9 protein-coding genes and 3 tRNA genes are annotated in these 10,499 nt (G+C 74.5%); 2 read left to right on the top strand and 10 right to left on the bottom strand.

Going from position 1 to position 10,499, the window contains the following annotated elements:
- Positions 1–48: 48 nt before the first annotated feature.
- The 3 genes from CGE01nite_RS16190 to CGE01nite_RS16180 all read right to left on the bottom strand — a co-directional run bounded on the left by CGE01nite_RS16190 (position 49) and on the right by CGE01nite_RS16180 (position 561).
- Positions 49–122: transfer RNA gene (locus CGE01nite_RS16190), tRNA-Met, on the bottom strand.
- Between the two features lie 50 nt (positions 123–172).
- Positions 173–245 (bottom strand) — tRNA-Thr (locus CGE01nite_RS16185).
- A 234-nt stretch (positions 246–479) separates the two neighbouring features.
- Positions 480–561, bottom strand: a tRNA-Tyr gene (locus tag CGE01nite_RS16180).
- Positions 562–774: 213 nt separating this feature from the next.
- Between CGE01nite_RS16180 and CGE01nite_RS16175 the strand changes: the two genes are divergently transcribed.
- Positions 775–1,272 (top strand): YajQ family cyclic di-GMP-binding protein, encoded by a 498-nt coding sequence (locus CGE01nite_RS16175; RefSeq protein ID WP_141371715.1) that lies wholly within the window; start codon positions 775–777, stop codon positions 1,270–1,272.
- Positions 1,273–1,387: 115 nt separating this feature from the next.
- On the opposite strand, the gene htpX is transcribed toward CGE01nite_RS16175, so the two are convergent.
- The 3 genes from htpX to CGE01nite_RS16160 form a co-directional block, all read right to left on the bottom strand.
- A complete protein-coding gene (gene htpX, locus CGE01nite_RS16170) occupies positions 1,388–2,275 on the bottom strand; it encodes a zinc metalloprotease HtpX (RefSeq protein WP_141371714.1) in 888 nt (295 codons plus the stop codon).
- Between the two features lie 176 nt (positions 2,276–2,451).
- Positions 2,452–3,834, bottom strand: a complete 1,383-nt coding sequence (locus CGE01nite_RS16165) for an FAD-dependent oxidoreductase (RefSeq protein WP_048344233.1) — start codon at positions 3,832–3,834, stop codon at positions 2,452–2,454.
- Between the two features lie 208 nt (positions 3,835–4,042).
- Complete coding sequence (locus CGE01nite_RS16160; protein ID WP_048344232.1) at positions 4,043–4,471, bottom strand: Lrp/AsnC family transcriptional regulator; 429 nt, start codon at positions 4,469–4,471, stop codon at positions 4,043–4,045.
- Positions 4,472–4,587: 116 nt separating this feature from the next.
- Between CGE01nite_RS16160 and rarD the strand changes: the two genes are divergently transcribed.
- Positions 4,588–5,586 (top strand): EamA family transporter RarD, encoded by a 999-nt coding sequence (rarD, locus tag CGE01nite_RS16155; RefSeq protein WP_141371713.1) that lies wholly within the window; start codon positions 4,588–4,590, stop codon positions 5,584–5,586.
- Here the strand turns inward: rarD and CGE01nite_RS16150 are convergent.
- Genes CGE01nite_RS16150 through eccD form a run of 4 tightly spaced genes read right to left on the bottom strand, consistent with a single transcriptional unit; the run spans position 5,540 to position 10,236 of the window.
- The gene (locus CGE01nite_RS16150; protein WP_048344252.1) at positions 5,540–6,280 is read right to left on the bottom strand and encodes a PP2C family protein-serine/threonine phosphatase; all 741 of its coding nucleotides are present in this window, start codon (positions 6,278–6,280) and stop codon (positions 5,540–5,542) included. The two genes, rarD and CGE01nite_RS16150, sit on opposite strands and share 47 nt — an antisense overlap.
- A complete protein-coding gene (locus tag CGE01nite_RS16145; protein WP_141371712.1) occupies positions 6,277–7,545 on the bottom strand; it encodes a S8 family serine peptidase in 1,269 nt (422 codons plus the stop codon). Before CGE01nite_RS16145 ends, CGE01nite_RS16150 begins: the two co-directional genes overlap by 4 nt.
- Positions 7,542–8,873, bottom strand: a complete 1,332-nt coding sequence (gene eccB / locus CGE01nite_RS16140; RefSeq protein WP_141371711.1) for a type VII secretion protein EccB — start codon at positions 8,871–8,873, stop codon at positions 7,542–7,544. The genes CGE01nite_RS16145 and eccB overlap by 4 nt, the downstream gene beginning before the upstream one ends.
- A gap of 13 nt (positions 8,874–8,886) precedes the next feature.
- Entirely contained in the window at positions 8,887–10,236 is a 1,350-nt protein-coding gene (gene eccD, locus CGE01nite_RS16135) for a type VII secretion integral membrane protein EccD (RefSeq protein WP_141371710.1), read from the bottom strand.
- Between the last annotated feature and the right edge of the window lie 263 nt (positions 10,237–10,499).

Here is a 10,499-nt window from a genome sequence, read left to right as displayed (position 1 = left end):
GAGGCCGGACCCTGAGGGTCCGGCCTCTCGCCGTAGACGTTCTGGAAGTAGCGGGAGCGGGGTTCGAACCCGCGACCTCACGATTATGAGTCGTGCGCTCTCACCAACTGAGCTACCCCGCCTCGGGTGATCCCGGGGTGCGACCGCAGCCGCACCCCGAGACACACCACAGAGCCCCGAAAGGGAATCGAACCCTTGACCTTCTCCTTACCATGGAGACGCTCTGCCGACTGAGCTATCGGGGCAGCGCGGAACAGGTTACACACCCAACGGCCCCGCCGCGAAATCGCGTCCGCACCACCTTCCCACGGACCGGTTCTGGGCACGAGCCCGACGCCGGCGGCCTCCCCGGCGCCACGACTGGCGCGCTCCGCGGGGGCGCGGTCGACGAGCCCTGCGGGGCGCCGACGCCGGGCAGGAGCGGAGCAGGCGCAGGGACGACGAAGGGGCGCCCCGTTCGGGACGCCCCTTCGGCAACGTGGCGGGTGAGGGATTCGAACCCCCGTAGGCGTTGCCAGCTGATTTACAGTCAGCCCCCTTTGGCCACTCGGGTAACCCGCCGGGGTGCGTGCCGACGATCACCGACCGAGAACCCGTGGGCCTGGTCGTCGCTCGCGCGGCGTGCCGTGGAAGGATAGCAACACCCGGGCCCCGTCGAGAAAACGGCGGCCCGGACGGACCGGCACCACGCCGCGCCCGGTCGTCGTACGGGCACCGAAGGCCCGACACCGCACCAGGCACGGGACCGCACCAGGAGCACGAGGAGGACAGCCCATGGCGAGCGAGTCGTCGTTCGACGTCGTCAGCAAGGTCGACCGTCAGGAGGTCGACAACGCCCTGAACCAGGCCGCGAAGGAGATCGCCCAGCGGTACGACTTCAAGGGCGTCGGCGCCTCCGTCTCGTGGTCCGGCGAGTCGATCCTCATGGTCGCGAACTCCTCGGAGCGCGTGCTCGCGGTCCTGGACGTGCTCCAGACCAAGCTCATCAAGCGCGGGATCTCGCTGAAGTCGCTCGACCTCGGCGACGGCGAGCCGAAGCCGTCGGGCAAGGAGTACCGGCTGTCCGCGGCGATCAAGGAAGGGCTGTCGTCGGAGGTCGCCAAGAAGCTCGCGAAGATCGTGCGCGACGAGGGCCCGAAGTCCGTCAAGACCCAGATCCAGGGCGACGAGCTGCGCGTCTCGGCCAAGAGCCGCGACGACCTGCAGGCCGTGATCGCGCTGCTCAAGGGCGCCGACGTCGACGCCGCACTGCAGTTCACGAACTACCGCTGACCCACCCCGCGAGCGCGGGTGACCTGCCGCGAGCACCGGCCCACGAGCCCGCTCGCGCAGCGTCACCCGCGCTCGCGTGCGTCCGGCGACCCCGCGGAGATCGGGCGCGCAGGCGTCAGTAGCGGGTGATGCCGCCCTGGGTGCCCGCCTGGGCCTCGAGCCGCGCGATGCGGTCCGACATGGGCGGGTGCGTCGCGAACAGCCGGGCGAACCCCGCGCCGCCCTTGAACGGGTTGGCGATCATCAGGTGCGAGACGTTCTCCAGGCGCTGGTCCTGCGGCAGCGGGCGGGCCGCGGTGCCGAGCTCGAGCTTGCGCAGCGCGGAGGCGAGGGCGAGCGGGTCGCCGGTCAGGGTCGCACCGTCCTCGTCGGCGTCGAACTCGCGCGTGCGGCTGATGGCGAGCTGGATCATCGAGGCCGCCAGGGGCGCGAGGATCAGCAGCAGGAGACCCGCGAGCGGGTTGCCGCCCTCGCGGCGGTCACCCCCGCCGAACCACAGCGCCATCGACGCGAGCGACGTGATGACGCCCGCGACGGCCGCCGCGACCGACGACGTGAGGATGTCGCGGTTGTAGACGTGCTGCAGCTCGTGGCCGAGCACGCCGCGCAGCTCGCGCTCGTCGAGGATCTGCAGGATCCCCGCGGTGCAGCACACGGCGGCGTTGCGCGGGTTGCGCCCGGTCGCGAACGCGTTGGGCGCCATCGTCGGCGACACGTACAGGCGCGGCATGGGCTGGCCGGCGCGCGTGGAGAGCTCGCGCACGATCCGGTACATCGCGGGCTGCTCGACCTCGGTGACCGGGACCGCCTGCATGGTGCGGATCGCGATCTTGTCGGAGTTCCAGTAGCTCACGGCCGTGCCGACGACGCCCAGCACCGTGAACAGCCACAGGAACTTCGGTGTGCCACCACCCAGGACCCACCCGATCAGCAGCAGCACGCCCCACATCGCGCCGAACAGCGCCGCTGTCTTGACGCCGTTGAAGTGGTGCCGCGAGCTCATGGTGTCCCTCCGCTGGTGGTGCCTGTCACGACGAAGAACGCGCCACGATCACACCACGTTCCCCGAGCCCAGGCGCGGGACCGCGAGCCCACGACGGGCGTGCGCCGCGTCCCGGCACGACGAGAGAGCCGCACCCGGCCGGGGGTGCGGCTCTCTCGTCGTGCCGGCTGCGGCTCTCAGACCTGGGCGATGCGGCCGAGGGCGATGTCGACCATCTCCTCGCGGGGCACGACCTTGATGCGCTCACGCCCGTGCGGCTCGCCGAGCGAGCGCTCGTACGCGTCGAGCACCTCCCAGGCGGACCACTCGACCACCGGGACGCCGCGTGACGCGAGGAACTCGGTCACCGCCGACGGGTCGCGCTCGGTCGCCGTGTAGAAGGCCTCGCCGGCCGTCGTGGCGTCCTCGGTGAGGTTGCGGATGGTCTCGGACGCGTCGGACTTCGTGTGACCGATCAGACCCACCGGGCCCCGCTTGATCCACCCGGTCGCGTACACGCCCGGCAGGGGCTCGCCGTCGACGTCGACGACGCGACCCTCCCGGTTCGGGATGACGCCCGCGACGTCGTCGAACGGGATGTCGACGAGCGGCGAGCCGAAGTACCCGACCGCGCGGTAGACGGCCTCGACCGGCCAGTCGTGGAACTGGCCCGTGCCGGTCGCGTTGCCGTCGCCGTTGAGCGCCGTCCGCTCGGTGCGCAGCGCGACGACCTTGCCGTCCTCGCCGAGGACCTCGGCGGGCTTGTGCAGGAAGTGCAGGTGGATCCGGCGCGAGGCGGTCAGCTCCTCGGGCTCCTTGAGGGTCCAGTCCGTGAGGGTCTTGACGACCTGCTTGGTCTGGTTCGACGAGTGGATCGCGGCCATCGAGCCGTCGTCGAACTCGAAGTCCTCGGGGTAGACGACGACGTCGACGTCCGGCACGTGGCCCAGCTCGCGCAGCTCGAGCGGCGAGAACTTCACCTGCGCCGGACCGCGACGGGCGAACACGTGCACGTCGGTGATCGGGTTCGCCTGCAGGATCTCGTAGACGTTCGCCGGGACGTCGGTCGGCAGCAGGTCCTCGGCGTGCTTCGACAGGATGCGCGCGACGTCGAGCGCCACGTTGCCCGCGCCGATCACGGCCACGGTCCGGTGCTCGAGCGGCCACGTGCGCGGGACGTCCGGGTGGCCGTCGTACCAGGACACGAAGTCCGCGGCGCCGTACGAGTGCTCCAGGTCGATGCCCGGGATCGGGAGCGCCGCGTCACGGATCGAGCCCGTCGAGAAGATCACCGCGTCGTAGAACTGGCGCAGGTCGTCGAGCTTGAGATCGGTGCCGTAGTCGACGTTGGCCAGCAGCCGGATGTCGCCGCGCTCGAGCACCTTGTGCAGCGCGACGATGATCTGCTTGATCCGCGGGTGGTCCGGCGCGACGCCGTAGCGCACGAGGCCGAACGGTGCGGGCAGCCGCTCGAAGAGGTCGATGCTCACGTCGAGGTCGGTCTTGGACAGGATGTCCGAGGCGTAGATGCCGGCGGGACCGGCTCCGACGACGGCGACGCGCAGGGTCGGGGTGCTCACGGGCGGACCTTCCGATTCGGGGACGTGGCCCTGCCGTCCCGTGCCGCGCTCTCGACAGGGCGCCTCACTGCGACGGTTCGCGGCGGGCAGGGCGTGCTGGCGGTCATCTTAGGACCACCTCATGTCCGGATCCTTCCCGCGCGTCAGCATGCGGACACGCCCGACGAACGGGCGACGCCGGCCGCGCGGCGGCGAACGGCGCGCGCGGTCAGCGGTCGAACAGGTCCGTGAGGACGATCGAGCTCACAGTCCGGTCGACGTCCGGGGCCTCGCGGATGCGCTCGATCGCGGACTCGAGCTGCGCGATCGTCGGCGCCACGACGAGCGCGATCGCGTCCGCGTCGCCCGAGACCGTGCCCGCCCGGCGGATCTCGGGGATCGCCTCGAGGGTCTCCCGCAACGTCGTCGTCGAACAGCTCCCCGAGCAGAAGATCTCCACGTACGCCTGGATCTGCGTGGCGCCGGGCGGGCGACCCGACCGGATCGAGAAGCCCTGGATCGTGCCGTCGGCGACGAGCCGGTCGACGCGCCTGTTCACGGCCGACGCCGAGAGCCCCACCTGCTCCCCCAGACGCCCGTACGCCGCCCGTCCGTCCGCCCGCAGGAGCTCCATGATGCGCTCGTCGATCGCGTCCACGCGCAGAGCGTAGGGGACGCGGGGCGCCCGGGAGCGCATCGGGCGGATCCGGGCATACCCGCCCGGTCCGCGCGGGCGATCCGGGCCGTCTCGCGAGTGGCGTCTAGGGTCACCGCATGCGCGACGCCCCCGCCCCCGAGCGGGCCCCGGACGAGGCCCTCGACCGCCGCGGTCTCGCGAGCGGCCTCGGCGCCTACGCGCTGTGGGGGTTGCTGCCGCTGTACTTCACGGCGCTGGCCCCCGCGGGCGCCGACGAAGTCGTCGCCCACCGCGCGCTGTGGTCGCTGCTGCTGTGCCTCGCGCTGCTGCGCGTGACGCGCAGCGGACGCGCGTTCGTCGGTGCGCTGCGCGACCGGCGCACGCTCGGCCTGCTGTCCCTGGCGGCGGTGCTGCTCGCGACCAACTGGCTCGTCTTCGTGCTCGCGGTCGAGAGCGGGCACGTGGTGGACGCGTCGCTCGGCTACTTCGTCAACCCGCTCGTCACCGTCGCGCTGGCCGTCGCGGTGCTGCGCGAGCGCCTGCGCGTCGTGCAGTGGGCGGCGCTCGGGTGCGGGGCCGCTGCCGTCGCCGTCCTGGCGCTCGCGTACGGGCGCATGCCGTGGGTCGCGCTCACGCTCGCGGTGTCGTTCGGGCTCTACGGGCTCATCAAGAGCCGCGTCGGGCGGCACCTCGGCGCGGTCCCGGGGTTCGCGGCCGAGACGCTCGTCCTGGCGCCCCTCGCGCTCGCGTACGTGCTGTGGCTCACCGCCCGCGGCGGGGGCACGTTCGTCGGGCACGGCACGGGGCACGCGGTCCTGCTCGCCCTCACGGGCGTGGTCACCACCGTCCCGCTGCTGCTGTTCAACACGGCCGCGGCGCGACTGCCGCTGTCCGTCGTCGGGCTGCTGCAGTACCTCACGCCGCTGCTGCACTTCGTCATCGGCGTCGTCGTCCTGCACGAGCACATGCCGCCGGCCCGGTGGTGGGGGTTCGCCCTCGTCTGGCTCGCGCTCGTCGTCCTCGGCGTCGACGCGGCACGCACCTCACGCGCGGCGACACTCGCGCGCCGCACCGCCACGACGCACGCCGTCACGACGCAGGAAGGACAGCCGGCGCGTCGACCACCAGGACCGTGACGTTGTCCGTCGCGCCCGCCGCCAGCGCGGTCGCGACGAGGCGGTCCGCGGCGGCCTGCGGGTCCGGCTCCGCCTTGAGGTCCGCCTCGATGCGCGCGTCCGGCACGATGTCCGTCAGCCCGTCGGAGCACACCACCATCCGGTCGCCCGGGCTCACCGCGATGATGTCCACGTCGGGCTCGACGTCCGCCGACCCGCCGCCCAGGGCGCGCGTCACGACGTGCCGCCACGGGTGGTAGGGCGCGTCGTCGGGCCGCACGAGCCCGTCGGCGACGAGCTCGGCGACCTCCGAGTGGTCGCGCGTGACCTGCTCGAGCACGGCACCCACCATGCGGTAGGTGCGCGAGTCCCCGACGTTCAAGACGATCCAGCACGGCGTCGACTCGTGGCTGCTCAGCACCACGCCGGTGACGGTCGTCCCCGGTCGTCGTCCGGGACCCGCGGGCAGCGCGCGGATGCGGGCGTTGGCCTCGACGAGTGCGTCCCGCACCTCGTCGGCACCCGGCCGGCGTCCGACGAGCGAGCGCAGCACCTCGACCGCGGTCGCGCTCGCCACCTCACCCGCGTCGTGCCCACCCATGCCGTCCGCCACGACGAACACGTCGTCCTGCGCGAGCAGCGAGTCCTCGTTGGTCGACCGCCCACCCGCCGACGTCGCGCTCCCCCAGCGCAGCTCGATCAGCGGCCGGGTCATCGCGCCCTCCGAGGCGAGACGAGCCGCCACGCGAGCGCGACGAGCGCGACGGCCGCGGTGCCGCCCAGCACCCACCAGACCGCGCCCTCGCGGGCCTGCGCCATCGGGTCCACCGTGTCCTCGACCACGATCGGCGACGCCGTCACCGTCGAGGTCGACGTCGGCGCGCGGACCGGGCTCGGCGGGCCAGCGGCGGTGCCGTCGTCGACGAACTGCAGCGCGACGTCAGGCCGGATCACGCCCCAGCCCGTCGTGTCCGTGCGCGCGTCGGGCGTCGCCCGTGCGGCCGTGACCTCCAACCGGTACGCCCACTGCGCCGGCGTCTCGTCGGGGAAGCGCTCCGCGACGAGCGCCGCGGCCGCCGAGGCGTAGGCCGTGGACCAGCTCGGCGCGGGCTCCGTGGTCGCGTACCAGCAGTCGCCGGCGCCCGGGTAGACCGTCAGGACCTGGGCGCCCGGCGCGGCGACGTCCACGTGCTCGCCGTGGATCGACGCGTCCGTGGGCCGCAGCTCGGCGTCGACCGCCGCGACCGAGAGCACCTCGGGGTAGGCCGCGGGGTAGCGCGCGTCGTCGGCCTTGTCGTCGGCCGTGTTCCGGTTGCCGGCGCTCGCGACGACGAGCGAGCCGCGCGCGGTCGCGTCCCGCACCGCGGCGCGCAGTGCGGGGTCGTCCGCATCGGTCGACATGGACACGTTGATGATCGTCGCACCCTGAGCTGCCGCCCACGTGATCCCCGCGGCGATCCGGCCGGGTGTCGGCTGGACTCCCTGCTCCACCGCGTCGTCGCCCTCGGCGTGGTAGACCCGCACGGGCAGGACCCGGGCCCCCGGCGCGAGCCCCACGACGCCCGAGTCCGCGACCCGGCGCGCGGCGATGATGCCCGCCACCGCGGTGCCGTGCCCCCACGTGTCCGTCCGACCCGTGCCGTCACCCGTCACGACGTCCCGGCCGTCGGCGACCGCGCCCTCCAGGTGCGGGTTGCGGTCGTCCACGCCCGAGTCGACGACCGCGACCACCACGCCGTCACCGGTCGCGAACCGCCAGGCCTCCTGCGCCCCGAGCTGCGCGAGCGCGGGCGGCTCCTGGTCGAGGTACCGCGGGGCCTCGTCGCCGCAGCCCTGCTCCACGGCCGCGGTCGCAGCCGGTGCGTCCGCCACCCAGGCGAGCGACGTCCCCCCCAGCACGGCGCACGCGAGCACGGCGCGCAGCGCGAGCCCGGCGCGGGACGCGGACGACCCGGGCCGCGGGCGGGCCCCGGACGTCACGGCGCGACCGGCGTGAGCGCCGCCTCGACCGTCAGGTCCGGGCCCGTCTCGAAGAGCTCCGCCCAGGCCGGCGGGACCACCGTCACCTGCTCGGGGGTGTAGCCGAGCCGGGCGAGCACGTCGTCCTCGCCCGCGTCGACGGTCGGCAGCCCGAACCGGCGCCCCATCTCGTCGATCAGCGCGTGCACGCCTGCCCCGCCCTCCTGCGCGCGGGCCAGCACGAGCGCACCGCCACCCGGGACGACGTGCACGCCGGGCGCGGGCGGCTCGTCGGTCGAGACGAGCTCGACCCCGGCCTCCGGGCCGGTCGTCAGGACGGCGCACGGGACGCGCTCGCCGGCCACCGCAGCGACCGGCTCGCTCGGCCAGTCCGCGGGGGCCACCGACGTCGTCGCGGTACCCGCGTCCTTGACCTGGGCGGGCGTCCGGGTGACCTCCTGCGCGTCGGGCTGACCGAGCTGGTACAGCTCGGTCGCGAACTCGCTGAGCACCGCGAGGTCGCCGCGCCGGTCCACGACGTACCAGCGGTCCGCGCTGCCGGCACCCGCGACGCGCACGACCGTGCCCACGTCCAGGTCGCCGAGGCCCGCGCGCGACGGTGCGGGCCGGCCCGCACCGTCGATGGTCAACGGTGCGAGGTCCGTGCCCTCGGGGAACAGGTTCAGCCACGCGCCGGGGACCTCGACGCGCGGCGCGGTCTCGAGCCCGACCGCACGCAGCACGCTCGACAGGTCCGCCTCCGACACGCGGTGTCGCAGGCCGCCGGTCACGACGAAGGTCTCACCACCGGACTCCGCGACCACCGCACCGCCCGCCTCCGTGTCCACCTCGGCGCCGACCGAGGTGGACACCGCTGGCGTGCCCTCGTCGGGCGCCACGCACGCGGTCCACCCGGTCGCGACGAGCGCCTCCGGGCGGGGCGGGGCGTCAGGGGCGCCCACGATGCCGATCGTCTCGCGGCGTTCGGTGCCCGCGATGACGCGAGGCGCCAGCTCGACCACGGCGAACTGTCCCGCCTCGATCGCGAGCCGCGCGCTCGTCGTGTTCACCACCGGGTACAGCGCGTCGTTGAGCGCGACGTAGCGCGTGCCCTCGCCCTTGACGACGACGAGCCGGTTCGAGCTCCAGTCGGCGGGGTCGCTGCGCAGCGCTCCCCACGCGAGCGAGCCGATCACGACGAGCACGCTGAGCATGACCCCGGCCACGACGCCCCGCATCGGCTTCGTGGGCTCGAGCTCCTGCCCGCCCGGGGCGCCGCTGACGAACGCCGTCAGCAGACGACGGCGGCTGAACGACTGCGCCTCGACGAGGTCACGCTTGGCGGCCATGTCCCGTCCGCGGTCAGACCAGGCCCGCGGCGGCGACGCCGAGGGGCAGCAGGACGGCCAGGCAGGTCATCTCGATCGTGTCCCCGGCGCGCGCGAGCGCGACCCGCCGACGCGGCGCGACGAGCCCGAGTGCGACCAGCGCGGCGGCCGCGGCCCCGGCCGAGCACACGAGCACGGTGCGCCACGAGGGGTGCGCGAGGGCCGCCACGACGAGCGTCAGCGCGAGGCCCGTGATCCCGAGGCACACGACGACGAGCACGTCCGCGCGCGCGTACGACTGCCGGGTCGAGAGCAGCAGACCGACCCAGCCGACGACGAGCAGCGCGGTGCCCAGCGCGCCCGCGCCGACGAGGGTCGGCGTGGCCAGGAGCGCGAGCAGACCGACGGCCACGCGCAGCGCGAGCTGGATCCGGTAGCCGGAGTCGAGCTGGTGACGCACGCGGTCGGGATCGACCGGGACCGGGTCGAGCAGGATCTCCGCGTCCGAGCGGGGCGAGACCACCCGCAGCGGCGTGCTGGCCAGCGCGAGCCACGGCACCCCGATGCTCGCGGTCAGCACGACCGCGACCACGACCGCGAGCACGTGCGCAGGCTGGGCCTCGGCGAGCTCGACCGTCGCGCCGACGACGGCCAGGGCCAGCCCCAGGCCCACCGGCGCGATCGCGGTCTCGCGGCCGTCCGGCAGCGCGGCGAGCGCGAGCACGCCCGCGGCGACGAGGCCCGCGCCCGCGGCGGCGGCGGGCCAGCCCCACGAGGGCGCGCCCGTGCCGGCGGCCAGGCCGGCGACGCCTGCGGGCAGCCCGGCGGCGAGCACCAGCACCCGCCCGGCCGCGGAGTCCCGGCCCGTGCGCGCGACCACCGCGCCGGCGACGACCGCCAGGAGCGCGCCGAGGGCCGCGACGACGGGCGGCAGCGGGGACGTGCGATCGGCGCCGAGCAGCAGCAGCGCGGTGGCCGCGACGATCGCGGCCGCGCCCCACGCCGCGCCGAGCGCCGAGTCGTGCGGCGTCCAGGCCCGGAACCGGCTCTCGACCGCGTCGGCGACGGCCTCGACGACGTCGTCGTACACGCGCGGCTCGGGCTGCTCGGCGCCGGACTCCAGGGTCAGGATCGCACCGTCCTCGACGCCGGACGCGATGAGGCTGCGCGCCGGGTCGAGCGTGCTGCCCTCGGCCGTGACGAGCCGGTAGCCGCCGTACACCGACGCGGCGTCCAGCATCCCCAGCGCGCGCGCCAGGCCCGGCACGATCTCGACCACCGCGACGTTGCCGGGTGCGCCGAGGTCGATGCGCCGGTCGCCCGCCGTCACCGAGATCCGCAGCAAGGTGCCGACGGGGGCCGTCGGTGTGCTCGGATCGGTCATCGGCGTCCTCAGGTGGTCGTCGGCCGCGGTGGTCGGCGGCAGGTCGCCGGTCAGCATAGCCAGCGGGACGCGCGGTCCGGGCCCGGTCCGGCCGCCCGCACGGCAGCCTGCGCCGTCGACGGCACGACCGTCTGCCCGGCCGCCGGCCGGTCGCCTGCCCGGTCGCGCCAGCCGCGGCGCCGTCGGTGACCCCTCGTCGTCCACAGGTCACCGTCGGCGGCCGACGCGCGCCGGACCCACCGGGTTACGGTTCCCTCGGTCCC

This window comes from Cellulomonas gelida, assembly GCF_006538725.1.
In the GTDB taxonomy this organism is placed as follows: Bacteria; Actinomycetota; Actinomycetes; order Actinomycetales; family Cellulomonadaceae; genus Cellulomonas; species Cellulomonas gelida.
The sequence above is the reverse complement of the archived record's forward strand: the minus strand, read 5'-3'. Positions and strand labels throughout refer to the sequence as shown.